The following is a 17751-nucleotide window of genomic DNA, read 5'->3' on the forward strand; positions in this document are numbered from 1 at the left end:
TGATCGGCCTATAACATTTGGGTACACCCCAGAGTGATAGGGCCGAGTGACACCATTCGTCTGTCACAAAAGGGTGGGTTTGCGCTCAATGTGACGATACACTGCAAGAGCCACCCTAATGTGACGGATTTTGCACTTGGCTCGTATCGGATATGCCCGCGTCAGCACCACGGACCAGGATCTGGATATCCAGATTGGCCGCCTCAAGAATGCAGGTTGCGAAATTATCCGTTCCGAGACCGGATCGGGGGCCTCGCGGAGCGGGCGCACGGAACTGGAAACGATCATGCAGTTTATGCACACCGGCGACGAGCTGGTCGTGCTGCGGCTCGACCGGCTCGGCCGCTCCACGCGCGATGTCCTGAACCTGGTGCATGAGCTTGATGAAAAGGGAGCTTCGCTGCGCATCCTTGAGCCAGAGGTGACGACGGCGGGCGACATGGGGCGAATGGTCATCACCATACTCGGCATGGTCGCCGATATGGAGCTGAAGTTCATCAAGGATCGTCAGCGCGCCGGGATCGAAGCGGCGCGCGCCGAAGGCGTTTACAAAGGCCGGAAGAAGAACGTCGATGACGATGAAATCCGCCGTCGCCTTGCCGCCGGCGCCAGCAAGGCCCGCGTTGCCCGCGACCTGAAGGTCTCACGAATGACCGTCTATCGGGCGCTCGACATTATTCCGTCACAGACCAAACTGCCGGAAAAGCCGCCCACTGCCAGCATCGCCCTGCATCTGATTATCGAGAACTTCAACAAGCGTGGAAGAGGTAGAAAACCCGCTCGGGAGCGGATTGAGGCGATGCTGGAACGCGACTACGCCATGGTAAAAAACGGCAATTGTGATTACAAACTGACCGTCGCCTATGACCCCGATCCGGATGGCATTTCCCTTGATGAGGAAATCCAAAGCCTCCTCTCCGAGATGTTCAACATCGCAGAGAGCTACAATTGCTCCATGGAAGCCGATATCTACGAGGTCGGTGGTCAGCAACGGTCCTGGTAGAATCAATCAAGCGTTCAGTGTTCGTTCTTCAACCTGGCCAAAATCGCAGCTTCGGGCCGACTGGGCCGATATGGTGGAGATCTACTCGATCGACGAAAGCTTTTTCCGGCTGCCGGTGCTGCCGGACGGCCTCGGCAACGTCGTGGCCGCGCACGCGGTCCGCGAGGATATAGCGCGATCGGTCGGCCTGCCGACCCGGATCGGCTTGGGTCCGACCCGCACGTTATCCAAGGTGGCAAACGCCTTGGCGAAGGCGACCGAGAAGGTGTGGGGAGGGGTGGTCGATCTCCACGACGTCGAGCTGCGCCGGCGTCTGTTCGACCAATGGCCGGTAGGAGAAGTGTGGGGCATCGGGCACGCGCTGGCAGCGCGGCTCCGCCCGCTCGGTGTGAAGACGACGGCGGACTTGGCCGCGCTACCTCCGGCGGTCGCACGCGATGTGGGAACGGTGGTGCTGGAACGGCTCGTGCGCGAGCTGGGTGGGATCGAGTGCGACGACTTCAAGGTGGCGCCCGAACCGCTCAAGGCGACCGCAGTGACGCGGCAATTTGGCGCGCCCGTCTCCGATCTCGCCGAGCTGCGCGAAGCGATGGCGCGCCGCGCAGCGCGTGCGGCCGAGAAGATACGCGCGCAAGGACTGGCGGCGAGCCGGTTGATCGCCTTCGCACATGGCTCGCGTTATCGCCCGAACCCGCCTTCGGCATCCCGATCGGCGCGGCTGTCCCCGCCGACCAACGATCCGCGCATCATCGTGGGGATCGCGGGGAAGATGATGGAAGCGATGTTTCAACCGGGAGGCGTCTATACCAAATGCGGCGTCTTGCTGGAGGATCTGACAGCGGAAGGGGCGGGGCAGGCGGACCTCTTTGCGACAGCCGATCCCAAGGCACCCGCGCTGTTGGCGGCAATGGATGGTCTCAATAGCCGGTTTGGGAGAAACACGGTCATCTTGGCGGCGCAGGGGTGCGGTGCGCGGTCGTTCGATACGAAGCGATCACAGAAGAGCCCGGCATGGACGACCCGGATCGGGGAGATACCCGTTGCGCGATGAAGCCGTTAGCGGCTCCGGTCCTTATCGCGCGGTGCAGGTGCCTGCACCTGCGCCGCGCGGCCGATCTCGCCGTCCAGTGAACCGCCAGCCTTGATCCGATCGGCGACGAGCTGGCGCGTCGACTCCCTGATCGTTGCGACCATGCGGGCGCTTTCACCCCGATCGGCCGCCGTCTTCATGGCGGCATCGACAATCGCTTGCGCGGGCGAAAGGCGTGGATCGGCATGGTTCTTTTCGGGCGTGTTCTTGATGAAAAGCTCGGCAAGCCGCTCTTGCCCGGGTGAATGGCCGGGGGGAGGATCGGCCGCTCCAGCGCCCGCACGGCGCGTTGAAGCTGCGCCGATTGCTGACCGTTGATCTGCACGCCCAGGGCGGCCCCGATCTCACGCACACGCTCAAGGGGCGTTTGTTGGGCGGTAACGACGGCATCGACCTGCCGCACGCCGAGATAGGTCAAAAGGTGGGACTGGTAGATCGGACCCTTGGCGTGCCGGACATAGGCAAGCTCGGTTCGTGCATTCGCGATGGCAGTAGATGGCGCGCTTTCTCCGATCAATTCGCGCAATCGTTCGGCCGCCTGCTGTCGGGCGGCGGGCAGGTAGCGTTCCAGTTCTTCGCGCGCCTTAGCGAGGGTGACGCGATAGCGTTGCCCCTCGGGTGGCGCGCGGTTCGGAAGCATGGCAATCCCGGCGGGACCGATGCGCGCCTCGGGCGCGAGGTCGCGCTTGACTGCCGCTGCGGAAAGAACCGCGGCCATGCCGCGATGATCCCCCGTTAGAAAGCCGTGCCGGGATGCCTCCATCCACTTGTCTTTGTCGATCGCGGCGATGCGGATCGGGTGTCCGGCCTCGCGCGCGAGCTGCGCCGCGTGGTGGCGCATGGTGCGCCCATTACCTTCGCGGAAAGGATGGATGGCGTTGATCTCGTTGATGTGGTCGCCGAGCCGGTCGAAAAACTCGTCTCGAGGAAGTCCGCGAAAGCCGCTTTGCGCGCCCATGTCGGCAAACCGCTTGTCGAGTTCACGCGCGACATAGGGCACGGCTGCGAAGCTCGAGCCGCCCTTGGCGATGTTGACGGTCCGGTCCTGCCCCGCCCAATCATAGAGGTCTTGAAACAGATGCTTGTGAAGCGCGCGATAGCCGTCGGTCGTCGCTGGAAAAGTCAGGCGCGCGGCCTCTGCGCCGCGCGCCTGCGTTAGGCGCCGCTCAGCTTCGATGAGCGTCTTTTCATCGGTGAGCCCGAGCCGGTTTCGAAGCGTCTCGGTGCCGGGATACGTGTAAGGATCGCTTGCCAATGTCAGGCAGCGATCTGGCGGGTTCCGGGCGGATAGAGACTAAGGATGATCGAGGGCATGAGTGCGGGAGGCACACCCTCGTCGAGCATCATCGCGAACATCGCGTCTTCATCGATGGTCGGCGTCATGTCTTCAATCACGAGATTGGCGCGGGACTCCGCGACATCCTCGCGCCAGAGCGCGATCTGTTCGGGAGTGCCGCGTTCGAAATCCATCTGGCGGATGCGCTCGCGCAGCGCTTCAATATCGATCTGGGCCATCGCGTCATCCTTTCTATCTTAACCTTACTCTCCCCGGCGCGATTCCTCAACAAATCACTCGACGCGGCAGTCACTCGGTTCACCATGTCCCGCGCCCGTTCGGGCGCGGGATGATCGCCGCAACTATCAGTATTCGTTGGCTAACATGATGGTCAGCACACGCTTGGTCTGGTGCTCATCCCACGGCACTTCGCTGCCATAGGTGAGCGTATTATCGGTCGCGTCCGTCAATGTGGTGTAGAATTGGGTGTGGCCAGCGGGCTGCATTTTCAGGCGGCCTTGGGTGTAATCTGTAGCGGCTGTGCCTCCTCGATCATTGGTGTAGCAAGGGCGGCCATGCCCTCGATCTGCATGTAGCGGTGCTGGAGCTGGTATTCGTCATTCTGCTCCAGCAGGACGGCGCCGACGAGGCGGATGATGCTATCCTCGTTCGGGAAGATGCCGACGACATCGGCGCGGCGCTTCACTTCCTTGTTCAGGCGTTCCAGTGGATTGGTGGAATGTAATTTGACGCGGTGCTGCTCGGGGAAGGTCATGTAGGCCAGCACGTCGTGCTCGGCATCGTCCATGCAGGCGCCGAGCTTTGGCCAGCGGGTACGCAACTGGTCGGCGACCTGGCGCCAGACCTGTGTCGCGGCGGCATGGTCGGGCTGGAGGAAGACCTGGCGGATGGCAGCGGCGACGACGGTGTTCTGGCCCTTGGGCACGTAGGCCAGGGCATTGCGCATGAAGTGGACGCGGCACCGCTGCCAGGTGGCGCTGAGCACGCGAGTGATCGCTGCCTTGAGGCCCTCGTGGGCATCGGAGATGACCAGCTTCACGCCGGTCAGTCCGCGGCGTGCGAGGTCCTTGAGGAAGCTCGACCAGAATGGCTCGGCTTCGGAGGGTCCAATGTGAAGGCCAACGATTTCGCGCTTGCCCTCGGTGTTGACGGCAACGGCTATTATCGCGGCGACACTGACGATCCGCCCGCCCTCGCGCACCTTGAGGTAGGTAGCATCGAGCCAGAGGTAGGGCCAGTCGCCGGTGAGCGGCCGCTTAAGGAAGGCATGGACACGTTCGTCGATATCCTTGCACAGCTTGGACACCGAGGATTTGGAGATGCCGGTCATGCCCATGGCCTGCACCAGCTCGTCGACACGCCGGGTGCTGACGCCGGCGATCCACGCCTCCTGGATCACCGCGACCAGCGCCTTCTCGACGGTCTTCCTGGGTTCCAGGAAGCCAGGGAAGTAGGCGCCGGTCCGTAGCTTGGGAATCCTCAGGTTGAGCGTGCCGAGCCGGGTATCGAGGCTGCGGTCGCGGTAGCCGTTCCGCCAGGTCGTCCGGTCGCCGGAGCGCTCGTGTCGGCTAGCGCCGACCAGGCCATCGACGTCGGCCTCCATGATGATCTGTAATACGCTCTCGGCGATCGTGCGCAGGAAATCTCCATCTCCAGTCTTCGCCATCAGCTCGGCAAGCGGTAGTCTGTCGTTGGTCATCGGGATCAACTCCTCGGTGGGCGTGTGAAGTGTGGTAACTCCACCTTACCGATGAGCCCGGTGGCCACCGAGATCGAAATCGCATGGGGTGGGGCATGCCCCACCCCATGCGATCATCTCAATCTACACCAGAAATTACACCACGAGCGCGGACGCTAACGTATTATCGTAGTAATCCACTTTCCAGAACACTGTCTCGGCAATCGTCTTCTCGTCTTTGGGCCGCTCCTGCGTCCACCCTCCCGTCGCGAGGCGATAGACCGCGCCGAAATCATGTTCCCCATAGGGGTCATTGTCTCCGTCGAACCGGGAAAATCCCACGATCGCCGCCAGTGCCGCAAAGCGGTCGGCATCGGGAAGGGACTGAAACCCTAGCGTGACGTTGGCAATGGAAGCCGTGCCGGGATTGCTCCGGGCCGCATCGTTCAGGCGACGGATGGTGTCGAGTTGTTCGGGGCTGCGCATAACTGATCCTCCTGCTGCATGGGCCGCAAGGCCGCTCGGCCTCACGGCCCTGCCTGTCCGGCGAGGACGGGATGGGGAGGGGGAGCGAGAATCTACTGCTGGCGCGGGCGAGCCGCCCTAGTGCGGTCGGCGCTTTGCGCCGGGTGCCGTGCTTGGCGGATTACACGGGCGGTCGATTGTCGTTCGGGAACGAAAGGGCGGCGCCCTTGGTGTTCCCTCGCGCCGATCGCGCGATGCGCGGGCGGCGAGGACGGCGCGGTGCGGATCTCCGCACGGCATTCTTGCGCGCAAGCGCGCCGTCATGACGGCGCGGTGCGTGCGTCGCGAGCGGCGATCACCAGCTCGACGATGCGGGGCTGATGGAAAAGCTCGCCGCGCTCGACGACGGCAAGGCCAGGACCATCCAACACGTCGCGGATGCGATCTTGCACCACGTCTTCCAGTTCACCGGCCAGAACCCAGAAATGGATCGGGTCGCGCTCGCGGCCTACGGCGCGGAATTGGTCGCACTCGGCAACGGCCTGAGCCAGCGCATTGAGCGCGGCCATCCCAAGCGCACGCTCGAAGGCGAGCTGCGCAAACAGGCGATGATGGGACATGGAAAACCTCCGTGTTGCCGTGATTGGCGACGACAGCGGGAGGTGCGCGGAACGCCGGGTCACAGGACCGCGAAGCGGCCGGCTTGCCGGGCAGCGGGGGAGCCGATTTACGCAGTGAATTGGGGGACCGCTGATCCTTGAGGCGGCGGGCCGCGTCCCTCACGATGGGAGGAGACTGACGGACAGCCCTACCAAACAACGCCCGCCCACCAGGGCGGTCGATCAGGTGATTTTCTGCTTTCGTTCTCGTTCCCGCTGACTCATAGAATTGTCATGCCGATCATGGCCGAACATCGCTGGCTTTACCCGATCGACTGGCCCGAGCTGTCGAGAGCCATTCGCTTCGGCCGCGCCAATGGGCGGTGCGAGCATTGCCATCGCCCGCATGGTCAGCGCGTATTCCACTTGGGCGACGGACGGTGGTGGGACATGGATCGTCGGCAATGGCGAGACGGGCGCGGAAGGCGGATCAGGGTCGGGGCGATAGACCTCGTGGCGATCGTCCGTATCACGCGGGTCTATATCGCCTGCGCCCACCTCAACCATGATCCGACCGACAACGCCCCGCGCAACCTGGCTGCGCTCTGCCAGCGGTGCCACATGATCCACGATGCTGACGAGCATCGGCGTCGTCGATGGCTCAATGCCTATCGCCGGCGCGCTGTGGCGGACCTGTTCGCGTGGTTCGAAGCGCGCTCGATCATGGCGAACGAGGGTGTGCCACGTGGCACACCTATGCGAACATTGAACATGCGAACCCACGAACCTACTTAGGAGCTGGCCTTCGTGGCTTCGGGGTGCTGGGGGTTCAATTCCCGCAGGCTGGCTGATTATCGGTGTCCTCTTTTTGGCCCTGGCGCTTCGCTATGCGAGCGTCATCTTCATGGAGGGACTGCCTATGATTACACGTTCAAAATCTCGCGCTCGCAAGGCGCACAAGGTCAAGAACACCAACCTGAACCCAGTGACTAACGTGATGAAGCTCTGTTCTGTTTCTTTCGAGACCGTCTGGGCACTGATCGTTGGCTGGTCTGCTGGTGTGGCCGGCCCCGCACCATCGGCGCAGTTGCGCCAGCGTCACCGGTAGGGGGCGGGAGAGCGATCTTCCGCCCTTTGCTTTTGCGGCTCCCGGCAGCGCTAAACGCGGACTTATTTGCTCGTGGCTGTTTCAAGCGACGAATGACGGGGCGCAGCATTAGGTAGGAGCGCAGCGAGATCGGCTCGCGCGAAATAGCAGAACGGGGAAATGGAATGGATACCTTCAACGCTGGCGTCCAATATAACGACTTCAAGGGGACTGTCGCGGCGGACATTTCCGACAACGTCGCGCTTGCCGATTATCTGGTGTCCTTGGGGAAGGCCGAAAGTGACGAGCGTGTCGTAGGATTCAGGATCGCTTCCGGAGAGAACCGGGGCACCCCTGTGACTGACGTGTCGCTGGTGGCATACCTCCTTCGATCTGCTGAATTTGAGCCTGCTCCGGCAGCGGTGCGCGCCGTCGAGGTGCGCGTTACGCCAGGAGAAGCCCTCGCCTTCTTCAAGCGGTTCGACCTCGTGGCGACCCGGCGCGGCGTGGATTTTAGCGGCACGCACGTGGATGGCCCACACTACGACTGAGGCTATAACTTAGCCGCAATCGCGCCGCCCGTCCCTTGTGGGCGGGCGGCGCGCGCTGGCCTGCAAGGGCAGCGGGCGCGACAGCCATGCGGGGCATGGCTGTCGCGCTGGCGGCGAGGGCGCTGCTGAGACGGAGGGAAGGGGGCCGATTATCACCGGCCCCCGATCAGATCAGGCCATTTCATCGTCGGCAAATTCGCCGCGCTCCATGTCGTCGTCCTCGATCCCGTCACCGTCCATGTCGGTGTCGAAATCCTCCGGGTCGGCCTCGGGCTGATCGAACGCGCCAATCTTCATTGGGGCAGGTAGCCACCCTCCCGGAAGCCGTCCCGACACATTGACGGCAAGATCACCCTTCTTCTTGATGGTCGCGCAATTCTCGGCGCTGGAAGCACCGCATTCCTCGCGCAACAGGTCGATCATCGCGGCTCGGCGCATCTTGTCGAACAGTGCGATGGGGGCGGTCCAACGGGCTGCGATGTCCACGCCGGTCGCGCGCGCGATCTGCTCGAAATGGTGATGCCGACTGCCGGGGGAGCCACCCGCGAACACAGTGCCGTCAACGGTCATGGCGACAAGGCCCGCCAGCAATGCCATCTTGTCGTCGCTGGTCATGGCGCGGATTGCCTCGAACCGGCCTTCGGCGGGGATCGATGCGAAGCGGGTCGCCATCACTTCCTCGACGGGACGAACGTCGCTCGTTGCCATAAGCTCGTCGGCCACATCGGTCGCGACCGTCTTGGCCTGAACCTCAAGGGCCATTTGGTAGCTGTGCGCGCCGTGGAGCAACTGGCCTGCAAGGCTGTCCAGCATGATGTCGAGCGCCAGCGCCGGGTCGGCCGCGACGGCTTCCTGCACGATCTGCGTCTTGATGCGGGTCAGGTCCGCGAACAGGCTGTTGCTATAGAGGGGTTGGGGTTCGCCGCTGCTCGCTTTGGGCTTCGCCTCGGCCTTGGCGCGATAGAAGCTCTTGCCGAGCGAACCGTCATGCGAAACCCATAGCGCCACGCCCCCGACTGCGACCTGCTCCGCATTGAACGCCCGCATCGCTTCGGTGAGGGTGTCGCGCTCGTCGGACAGCGGCTCGATGCCGTCGCTATCTTCGCCCTCGGCCTCGGCAATCGCCTCGATTTCGGCATCGATGGCGGCAAGCCGCGCCGCCTCGTCCTCGGTCGGCTCGCGGGTGGCCGGATAGATGCTGCCCTTCATGTAGAGATCATAGGGCCGTTCCAGCGTGGCGCGGACCTCGTGCCAACCGATCGCACGATATTCGTCCGCAATGCCGTCCAGCTTTTCTTCGGCCAGTTCCTGCACAAGCTCGGGCTGGTCGGCAAAGCCTTCCGCTCCTTGGCTGAACAGGTCCACCGTTATCGTCCCGCCCTTCGCCTCATAGGCATCGCGCCCGACGAACAGGAACGCACCGCTGGTGGTGTCCACCTTCTCCGTGGTGAGCATCCGCCGGATGGTGTGGGCGTGACCATTCGCCGCCTTGCAGACCTTGATCTGCTGGTCGTGATCCTCGGTGAGGGTGAGCGCGCGCGCCGCCTCAAGCGACAACTGGTCCTTGGCGATCAGGTCGATCAGCGTGGGTGCGAGCGCGGAAAGGCGAAGCATCTTGTAGACGAAACTGACTGCCTGACCGAACCGAGCTGCGATTTCCTCGGCGTCCATGCCGGTGTCGCGCAGTGCCGCAAAGGCGCGGATGCTGTCGGCGGGGTGCATGTCCTCGCGCTGGAAGTTCTCCGCGAGCGACAGTTCGATGGCCTCCTCCTTGGTGCGGACCTCGACGGGGAAGGTGTCGTTGTTCTTGATCCGCTTGCGCTTCGCCAGTTCCTTGAGGCCCCGATAGCGCCGCCCTCCGGCGAACACATAGAACAGGCCCTCGTCCTCGTAGGCGACAAGGTTCTGCAACAGGCCGTGCGCGGCAATGTCGTCGGCCATCGCTTCCACGGCGGAAGGCTTCACGCGCCGCTGATTGAGCGGGGAAAGGCGAAGCTGCGACAGCTTGATGGTGGTGATACCCATGATGAAACTCCTGTGATCTGTGGTGTCGATTGGGGGGAAAGGGTCAGCCTTCGAGGCTTGCCAGCTCGTCGAACTCGGCTGATGCGCGGGTCGCGGCGTCGCCTGCGTAGGTCGCGCCGGATCGTGGATAGAAGAACACGCGGTCGCCTTTGGCGTAGGGGGTGCCGTCTGCACTGGTCCCGCCCACCTTGGCCCGTTTCCAGTAGGGATCGCCCTTGTATCGGGTGTAAGCCATTGTCCTTTCTCCTTCTTCCTGCGGCTGAAAGCCGGTTGCCGCAGCAACCGGGTCTGCCTCTCCGGCGAGGAGCGGGATGGGGAGGGAGGAGGAAAATCGATGGCCTTGGCGCGGGCAGGCCGCCCTAGCGCGGCCGACGCCCGTCAGGGCGTCGGGTGCCGCGCTTGGCGGACAACACGGGGGCGTCTATTTTCCTTCGGGAACGAAAGGGCAGCAGCCCTTGGTGTTCCCCGCGCTGGCGGGCCTCCGGGGAGGGCCGCGGCGCTATGCGAGTGAAGTCGCGCCCATCGGGCGGCGGCGACAGGTGTGCCATGTGGCACACCTCACGCGAGGATCGTTACCCTTTGGGCCGAGACGCCGGCACGGTGGCTCGGTCGGCGCACGCCAGGGCGCCGATAGAGCCGTGCCCGGCAGGGTCGCGCCCGACTTGGTTTGGTTCAATGCGACAGGGCGTCGATAACCTTGCATTCGGCAACGATGCTGGCGTTGCAGGTGTCACCCCACTGCGCGATTTCCGACCTCAGCGCCGAGAGGTCGGCCAGTTTGCGATCGATCTCCGCGATGTGGACCGCGGCGATCTGATCGGCCTCGGCGCAGGATCCCCGCGGATCATCTGCAAGACGCAGAAGCGCGCGGACCTGATTCAGCGTGAAACCCAGATCACGCGAGCGTTTGATGAAGGACAGGCGATCAAGGTGCGAGCGATCGTAGAGCCGATAGTTGCCACCGCTACGGATGGGAGCGGGAACCAGCCCTTCTGCCTCGTAGAAACGGACCGTCTCTATCTTCAACCCAGTGCGCTTTGCGATCTCACCGATTTTCATCGCCGAACCTCTTGACCCTCTAGTAGGATGAGGGTTCATATAGGGCGTCTGATCCACGAATCGAGCTTCGATAATGGCAGACGCTTGTTGCTCATCAAAACGCGACACGATCGCGGAACTTGGTCGCAAGGCCGAGCAGCGCCGCGTGCTCATCATCGTGATGCTCATCAATCTCGCGATGTTCGTGGTCGAGTTTGGCGGCGGCGTCGTCGCGCGTTCCTCTGCCTTGATGGCGGATTCGGTCGACATGTTCGGCGACGCGGTGGTCTATGCGCTCAGTCTCTATGCATTGCATCGGGGTGCGCGCTGGGAAGCGGGGGCAGCACTGGCGAAGGGTGGCATCATCCTGGCTTTCGGCGTCGCGGTCATTTTCGAGATCGCTGACAAGATTGCGAACGGCGTTCCTCCGGCATCGGGCTTGATGCTCGGGGTTGGCAGCGCCGCGCTGGTTGCGAACCTAATCTGCCTCGCGCTGCTCTGGCGCTTCCGCCGCGAGAATGTGAACATGTCGAGCACGTTCGAGTGCTCGCGCAATGATGTCGCGTCAAACGTCGGGGTTCTCGCGGCTGCCGGATTGGTCGGCCTGACCGGCTCGGCTTGGCCGGACATCATCGTCGGCGGGTTGATCGCCGTGATCTTCCTGCGCTCGGCATGGCGCGTGCTTGGGGAAGCCTGGCCGGCATGGCGTGCCGCGAAGGCACCGGCTCGCGAGTTATTGCAATGACATGGAAACCTCTCCGTGGTAAGGGCGGGTTCGTGCGAGCCTTTTTGCCTCTCCTGACATGCCTGATGCTGGTCCTCACCAGTTTCTCCGGCATGGCTCACGCCGCCGATCTGGCGGGGGGAGCATCGCGGGCGTCGAGTTCACAATCCATACCGATGGCGACATCGATCAAGTGCCATCGGATTCGGACAAGAACGTCCCGCACCATCACAATTATTGCCACGGGCATGACGTTGGTGCGCCTGCGCGCACGACGATGGAATATACCCACGTCCTCACGATGCCCAAGCCGACTATCTCCGCCTCTGCGTCGCTCGATGGCCGCACCGGCACGGTCCATTTGAGACCCCCCCAAGCCTGACGTCCGATTTGGGCGCGCGTTGGCGCGCCCCTGTCGATCATCGTCAGGAGTCCTATTTTCATGCATCGTATCCTCGCGGCCATGCTGGCCGCAGCGTCGTGCGCCACTATGGCGCAGGCGCAGGTCGGACCGTCCGCGCCTTTTGCGCAGGACGCGCCGGTCTACACGCTTGACCAAGCGGTCAGTGCAGCGGGCGGTTCGGCCCCTGCTGCCGAAGCGGCAACAGCCGCGATCGATGCGGCCCGCGCGGGCCGCACGGTCGCCGGACTGCGGCCCAACCCGGTTGTCCAGGGCCAGGTTGAGAACGTCATCGGCTCGGGTCCGTATCGTGGGGTCCGCAGCGCGGAATCCACGGTCGGCTTTGCGATCCCGATCGAGCTAGGCGGCAAGCGCGGCGCCCGCGTCGCGGTCGCCAATGCGCAATTATCCCGGGCCGAGATCCAGGCCGCGATCATCGCGGCGGATGTCCGGCTTCAGGTGACGCAGCTTTATGTCGAAGCGGTCGCGGCCGATCGCCGGGTGGCGACGGCGCGGGATCAGGCCCGGATCGCCAGCGACGCGCTGCGGGCTGCGAGCGTTCGCGTGCAGGCGGGGCGCGCCTCCCCGCTCGAGCAACAGCGCGCAGATGTCGCGCGCATCAACGCCGACGCCAATGTGGAGCGGCAGCTTCGCTTGGCTGAGGCGGCGCGGGCCAATCTGGCGCGCCGGATCGGGCGACCGATTGACGGTGCGCTCGATGACACGCTGCTCGATCGCCTCCCGGGGGCGAACGTCTATGGGCCGATCGCGCCGGCTGACACGACCGGCACGCTGGCGCTGGCGGCGGCCAACGCGGATTTCTCGATCGCCGAGGCCGGCGTGCGGCTCGCGCGCGCTAATCGCGTCCCTGACCTGAACGTCGGACCTGCGATCCGCCGACTGGAAGCGACCAACGACATGGCGGCGGTGTTCACCGTGTCGATCCCGATCCCGGTGTTCAACAACGGTCGCGCGGCGATCGCGCAGGCGACCGCGCAGCGGACGCAGGCGGATGCACAGCGCCGCGTGACCGCGCTCGACATCGAACAGGCCATCACGGACGCGCAGGCACAGGCGGCCAATGCCGCGACGACCGCACGCGCGGCGTCGGGGCCGGCGCTGGCGGCTGCGCAGGAGGCCGCCCGCATCGCCCGGATTGGCTATCGCGAGGGCAAGTTCGGCCAGCTCGAATTGCTCGATGCGGAACGCACCCTCGCCGAGACGCGGGTCGCCGCGATCGACGCGCTCGCCAACTATCAAAATGCCCGCGCGCAGGTGGAGCGATTGACCGCTCCTGCGCCCAATGGGGGAAACCAGTGATGAAGAACTTCTATCTCGCGGGCGTCGCATCGCTCGCCCTGCTGCTGGCTGCCTGTGGCGGCAAGGATGCCGGGAACGAGGCGACCGCCAATGCCGCAGCCGGTAACGAAGCGGCAGGCGCGGAAAAGGGCGGTGCCGAAGGCGGTCATGCCGATGAAGGCGTGGTCACGCTGGGCGCCGATCAGATCGCCGCAGCGGGCGTGCAGATTGGACGGCCGATTATCGGTGGGGCCGGGACGATCGAGCTGCCTGCGATCATTGAGGGCGACCCGCAAGGGACGCAAGTGGTGTCGGCCGCCATCGCGGGACGCGTAGTTTCGCTAACCCGCAACCTCGGCCAATCGGTCGGCCGCGGCCAGACCATCGCGGTCATCGAGAGCCGCGAGGCGGCGCAGATCAAGGGCGAGGTCGAGGCGGCGCGTGCGCGGCTCCAGCTCGCCAATTCGAACCTCGCACGCGAGCAGCGGTTGTTCGCGCAGAAGGTGTCGCCCGAGCAGGATCTGATCGCAGCTCGCACGGCCGCGACGGAGGCGCGGATCGCGCTGACGCAGGCACAGAGCATGGTGTCGGCTGCGGGCGTCGGCGGCGGCGGTCTCAACCGGCTCGGCATCGCCGCGCCGATCTCGGGCCAGATCATTGCTCGCCCCGTGACGCTGGGACAGACGGTTGCGGCGGACGCGGAACTCTATCGCATTGCGAACCTGAGCCAGGTGTCGATCGCCCTCAACCTGAAGGCTGAGGATGCAGGTCGGGTGCGTCCCGGCAACACGGTGCTGGTCAAGGCGGCGGGCCGTCAGGCGACCGCGCGCGTCACTTTCGTGTCGCCGGCGCTCGATCCGCAAACGCGGCTCGTGCCCGCGCTCGCCACCCTCGACAACAGGGGCGGCGAATGGCGGGTCGGCGAACCGGTGACGGCCGCCGTCCAGCTCACGGGCAGCGGGGGTAGCGGCGCAATCCGCGTGCCGACGACGGCCGTGCAGAGCTTCGAGGGCAAGTCGGTCGTGTTCGTTCGCACACCTACGGGCTTCAAGGCGACCCCGGTGCAGCTCGGCGATGCGTCGGGCGACACGGTGATCGTCCGCTCGGGTCTCACCGGCAACGAACAAATCGCCACCACCGGAAGCTTCACGCTCAAGGCCGAGATCGGCAAGGGCGAAGCGAGCCACGAGGATTAAGCCATGATCGCCCGCATCGTCACATGGGCGGTCGAGAAGCGCTGGCTTGTCCTGCTGCTCACCGCCATCGTCGCCGTTATTGGCGCGTTTTCGCTTTACCGGCTGCCGATCGACGCAGTGCCGGACATCACCAACAACCAGGTGCAGATTAACGTCCGCGCACCCGCGCTCTCGCCCGAGCTGGTCGAGAAGCAGGTGTCATTCCCGATCGAAACCGCGCTCGCCGGCACCCCCGGCATCGAATATACGCGCTCGCTGAGCCGTAATGGCTTCGCGCAGATCACTGCGGTCTTCTCCGACTCTACGGACATCTATTTCGCCCGCCAGCAGGTGGGCGAGCGTCTGCAGGGCGTGCAAGAGAACCTGCCCGATGGCGTGAACCCCGAAATGGGTCCGATCGCGACGGGCCTGGGCGAGGTGTACATGTACACCGTCCGGCTCGAGCATCGCGAGGACGACAAGCACAAGCCCGGTGAACCGGGCCAACAGCCCGATGGCAGTTACATCACGCCAGAGGGTGAGCGACTGACGACTGAAGAGGACAAGGCGACCTACCTGCGCACCGCGCAGGACTGGATCGTCACGCCGCTTCTGAAGAACACACCGGGCCTCGCCGGCGTCGACTCGATTGGCGGGTACGCCAAGCAGTTCCTCGTCGTGCCCGATGTGCAGAAGCTGGCTTCACTCGGCATCACGCTGACGGACCTGGGCAACGCGCTGGAGCGCAACAACACCAGCGTCGGCGGCGGCTTCGTCAATCGCAATGGCGAAGGTCTGGCTGTCCGCTCGGATGCGCTCGTGCGCAATGCCGGCGAGTTGGCCAGGACCGTGATCGCGACACGTAACGGCGTGCCGATCACGGTCGAACAAGTCGCGACCGTGAAGACGGGGCAGGCGATCCGCATGGGTTCGGCCTCGGAGAACGGCACGGAAGTCGTTGTCGGCACCGCGATCATGCGGATCGGCGAGAACAGCCGCGTCGTGTCCACGGCCGTCGCCGAGAAGCTGAAGTCGATCAACGCCTCGCTGCCACCCGACGTCGTGGTTCAGCCGGTGCTCAACCGCACCGAGCTGGTCAACTCGACGATCAAGACGGTCGCCAAGAACCTGTCGGAAGGCGCGGTGCTGGTCATCGTCGTGCTCTTCCTGCTGCTCGGCAATTTCCGCGCGGCGCTGATCGCGGCGCTGGTCATCCCGATCACCATGATGCTGACCGGCTTCGGGATGCTGCGTGCCGGCGTCTCGGCGAACCTGATGAGCCTTGGCGCCTTGGACTTTGGTCTGATCGTCGACGGCGCTGTCATCATCGTGGAGAACGCGCTGAGACGGCTTGCCGAGCAACAGCATCATGAAGGTCGCTTGCTGAGCGTAAGGGAACGGCTCGCGACCGTGGCGGCCGCCGCGCGCGAGATGATCCGCCCCTCGGTATACGGGCAGGCGATCATCATCCTTGTCTATGTGCCGCTGCTCACGCTGACCGGCGTGGAGGGCAAGACGTTCGTGCCGATGGCGCTCACCGTCATCATCGCGCTCGCCTTCGCCTTCATCCTCTCGATCACCTTCGTGCCGGCCATGATCGCGATCTGGCTGTCGAAGAAGGTTGAGGAGAAGGACGGCCGCATCATCACGTGGCTGAAGAAGCGCTACGAGCCCGGTCTTGACCGGGCAATGAAGCGCCCGACCCTGACGATCGGCGCGGGTGTCGGCAGCCTTGTCGTGGCGGCGCTCGCCTTCACGACGCTCGGCTCGGTGTTCCTGCCACAGCTCGATGAAGGCGACCTGCTGATCCAATCGCTGCGCATCCCCGCCACGTCGGTCCAGCAAAGTCAGGCGATGCAGGTGCCGATCGAACGGATGATGTCGAAGCAGCCGGAGGTGGCGTTCGTCTATTCCAAGACGGGCACGGCGGAACTCGCTTCCGACCCGATGCCGCCCAACGCCACCGACATGTTCGTCATCCTGAAGCCGCGCAAGGATTGGCCAAATCCCGATCTTGCCAAGGAGGAGCTGGTCAGCCGGATCGAGGGAAATCTCGCAAAAATCCCGGGCAACGCCTATGAGATCACCCAGCCTATCCAAATGCGCTTCAACGAGCTGATCGCCGGCGTGCGCGGTGACATCGCGGTGAAGGTGTTCGGCGACGACTTCAACACGATGAACCGGACGGCCGAGCAAATCGCCGCCGTACTGCGCAAAACGCAGGGCGCGGCGGACGTGAAGGTCGAGCAAACGACGGGCCTGCCCATGCTCGACATTCGCGTCAATCGTGACGCGATGGCGCGCCTGGGCGTCACCGCGCAGGATGTGCAGGATACCGTCACCGCGACAATCGGCGGACGCACCTCGGGCCAGATCTTCGAGGGCGACCGCCGCTTCCCGGTGGTGATCCGCCTGTCGGAGACGCAGCGCGCTGACATTGGCCTGCTGGAACAGGTGCAGGTGCCGGTGGCGGGGGCGGCTATGTGCCGCTGTCCAGTGTCGCTGACATCAAGGTCGTCGACGGTCCCAATCAGATCAGCCGCGAAAACGGGAAGCGGCGCGTGGTGGTGCAAGCCAACGTGCGTGGTCGCGACGTCGGTAGCGTCGTTGCAGACGCGCAGGCGGCGATCGGCAGCCAGGTCCGGCTGCCTGCCGGTGCCTATCTCGAATGGGGCGGTCAGTTCGAGAACCTGCAATCGGCGAGCGAACGGCTGAAGCTAGTCATTCCGGCCTGTTTCATCCTGATCCTGTTGCTCCTTTACGGTGCGCTTGGATCGGTCCGCGATGCCGCGATCGTGTTCACCGGCGTGCCCTTCGCGCTGGTGGGCGGCGTCCTGCTGCTCTTCCTGCGCGGCATGGACTTCTCGATCTCGGCGGCGGTGGGCTTCATCGCCTTGTCGGGCATCGCGGTCCTCAACGGCCTCGTCATGGTCAGCTCAATCCAGGATCTGATCCGGTCGGGGCTATCGCGCGAGGAGGCGGCCCATGTCGGCGCAATGCAGCGTCTGCGGCCAGTCGTCATGACCGCGCTCGTCGCCAGCCTCGGCTTCGTTCCGATGGCGCTTGGCGAGGGCGCGGGCGCGGAGGTGCAAAAGCCATTGGCGACCGTCGTCATCGGCGGCCTGATCTCGGCGACGTTGCTGACGCTGTTCGTGCTGCCGACGCTCTACGCCCGGTTCGGGCAGAAGGCGATCGAGAAGCCCGAGCACTACAATGAGGAGCATGAAGGGGACGACCACGGTCAGACCTTCGTGAACAACTTGGCCTGATGGGTGCGCGGGGCGATCCGCGATCGCCCCGCTCATCTCTGGGAGATGGGG

18 protein-coding genes and 2 pseudogenes are annotated in these 17751 nt (G+C 64.4%); 10 read left to right on the forward strand and 10 right to left on the reverse strand.

Going from position 1 to position 17751, the window contains the following annotated elements:
- The first annotated feature begins 136 nt into the window (after positions 1-136).
- Positions 137-1003, forward strand: coding sequence for a recombinase family protein (locus tag CJD35_RS21650; protein WP_006953933.1), 867 nt, complete (start codon positions 137-139; stop codon positions 1001-1003).
- Positions 1004-1073: 70 nt separating this feature from the next.
- Positions 1074-2054 carry a DinB/UmuC family translesion DNA polymerase gene (locus tag CJD35_RS21655; protein WP_017503609.1) on the forward strand — a complete coding sequence of 327 codons (981 nt, stop codon included), beginning with the start codon at positions 1074-1076 and terminating at the stop codon, positions 2052-2054.
- A gap of 5 nt (positions 2055-2059) precedes the next feature.
- On the opposite strand, the gene CJD35_RS23310 is transcribed toward CJD35_RS21655, so the two are convergent.
- From CJD35_RS23310 to CJD35_RS21680, 7 genes are all read right to left on the reverse strand, one after another.
- Positions 2060-2233, reverse strand: coding sequence for a hypothetical protein (locus tag CJD35_RS23310; RefSeq protein WP_244917376.1), 174 nt, complete (start codon positions 2231-2233; stop codon positions 2060-2062).
- Positions 2230-3348: a Fic/DOC family protein gene (locus CJD35_RS21660; protein WP_244917377.1), complete on the reverse strand. Its 1119-nt coding sequence runs from the start codon at positions 3346-3348 to the stop codon at positions 2230-2232. Before CJD35_RS21660 ends, CJD35_RS23310 begins: the two co-directional genes overlap by 4 nt.
- Positions 3349-3350: 2 nt before the next feature.
- Entirely contained in the window at positions 3351-3608 is a 258-nt protein-coding gene (locus CJD35_RS21665) for a hypothetical protein (protein ID WP_017503786.1), read from the reverse strand.
- 126 nt (positions 3609-3734) lie between these two features.
- Positions 3735-3875: a DUF3768 domain-containing protein gene (locus CJD35_RS23315; protein WP_244917378.1), complete on the reverse strand. Its 141-nt coding sequence runs from the start codon at positions 3873-3875 to the stop codon at positions 3735-3737.
- 2 nt (positions 3876-3877) lie between these two features.
- On the reverse strand, positions 3878-5089 hold the full coding sequence (locus CJD35_RS21670; protein ID WP_095686774.1) for an IS256 family transposase: 1212 nt from the start codon (positions 5087-5089) through the stop codon (positions 3878-3880).
- Positions 5090-5224: 135 nt separating this feature from the next.
- Complete coding sequence (locus CJD35_RS21675) at positions 5225-5554, reverse strand: DUF3768 domain-containing protein (RefSeq protein WP_095687558.1); 330 nt, start codon at positions 5552-5554, stop codon at positions 5225-5227.
- Positions 5555-5853: 299 nt separating this feature from the next.
- Positions 5854-6153, reverse strand: a complete 300-nt coding sequence (locus CJD35_RS21680; protein WP_019368262.1) for a hypothetical protein — start codon at positions 6151-6153, stop codon at positions 5854-5856.
- A 273-nt stretch (positions 6154-6426) separates the two neighbouring features.
- On the opposite strand from CJD35_RS21680, the gene CJD35_RS21685 reads away from it, so the two are divergent.
- The 3 genes from CJD35_RS21685 (at position 6427) to CJD35_RS21690 (ending at position 7770) form a co-directional block, all read left to right on the forward strand.
- The gene (locus CJD35_RS21685) at positions 6427-6927 is read left to right on the forward strand and encodes a hypothetical protein (protein WP_019368263.1); all 501 of its coding nucleotides are present in this window, start codon (positions 6427-6429) and stop codon (positions 6925-6927) included.
- Positions 6928-7051: 124 nt separating this feature from the next.
- A complete protein-coding gene (locus tag CJD35_RS22580) occupies positions 7052-7240 on the forward strand; it encodes a hypothetical protein (RefSeq protein ID WP_144423769.1) in 189 nt (62 codons plus the stop codon).
- Between the two features lie 164 nt (positions 7241-7404).
- Positions 7405-7770, forward strand: a complete 366-nt coding sequence (locus CJD35_RS21690) for a hypothetical protein (RefSeq protein ID WP_017503420.1) — start codon at positions 7405-7407, stop codon at positions 7768-7770.
- A gap of 171 nt (positions 7771-7941) precedes the next feature.
- Here CJD35_RS21690 and CJD35_RS21695 read toward each other — a convergent pair whose 3' ends face one another.
- From CJD35_RS21695 to CJD35_RS21705, 3 genes are all read right to left on the reverse strand, one after another.
- Positions 7942-9795, reverse strand: coding sequence for a ParB/RepB/Spo0J family partition protein (locus tag CJD35_RS21695; RefSeq protein ID WP_053556558.1), 1854 nt, complete (start codon positions 9793-9795; stop codon positions 7942-7944).
- 43 nt (positions 9796-9838) lie between these two features.
- The gene (locus CJD35_RS21700) at positions 9839-10030 is read right to left on the reverse strand and encodes a hypothetical protein (RefSeq protein ID WP_053556559.1); all 192 of its coding nucleotides are present in this window, start codon (positions 10028-10030) and stop codon (positions 9839-9841) included.
- Positions 10031-10467: 437 nt separating this feature from the next.
- Complete coding sequence (locus CJD35_RS21705; protein WP_053556560.1) at positions 10468-10854, reverse strand: MerR family transcriptional regulator; 387 nt, start codon at positions 10852-10854, stop codon at positions 10468-10470.
- A 73-nt stretch (positions 10855-10927) separates the two neighbouring features.
- Here CJD35_RS21705 and CJD35_RS21710 point away from each other — a divergent pair, with 73 nt between their 5' ends.
- From CJD35_RS21710 to CJD35_RS21730, 5 genes and pseudogenes are all read left to right on the forward strand, one after another.
- The gene (locus tag CJD35_RS21710; protein WP_053556561.1) at positions 10928-11578 is read left to right on the forward strand and encodes a cation efflux transmembrane domain-containing protein; all 651 of its coding nucleotides are present in this window, start codon (positions 10928-10930) and stop codon (positions 11576-11578) included.
- A 65-nt stretch (positions 11579-11643) separates the two neighbouring features.
- Positions 11644-11939 (forward strand): annotated as a pseudogene (locus CJD35_RS23535) (hypothetical protein).
- Between the two features lie 60 nt (positions 11940-11999).
- Positions 12000-13277, forward strand: coding sequence for a TolC family protein (locus CJD35_RS21720; RefSeq protein ID WP_053556562.1), 1278 nt, complete (start codon positions 12000-12002; stop codon positions 13275-13277).
- Positions 13277-14452, forward strand: coding sequence for an efflux RND transporter periplasmic adaptor subunit (locus CJD35_RS21725; RefSeq protein ID WP_053556563.1), 1176 nt, complete (start codon positions 13277-13279; stop codon positions 14450-14452). Before CJD35_RS21720 ends, CJD35_RS21725 begins: the two co-directional genes overlap by 1 nt.
- Positions 14453-14455: 3 nt before the next feature.
- Positions 14456-17700, forward strand: a pseudogene (locus CJD35_RS21730) (efflux RND transporter permease subunit).
- The last annotated feature ends 51 nt before the right edge of the window (positions 17701-17751 follow it).

Source organism: Sphingobium xenophagum (genome assembly GCF_002288285.1).
Taxonomy (GTDB): domain Bacteria; phylum Pseudomonadota; class Alphaproteobacteria; order Sphingomonadales; family Sphingomonadaceae; genus Sphingobium; species Sphingobium xenophagum.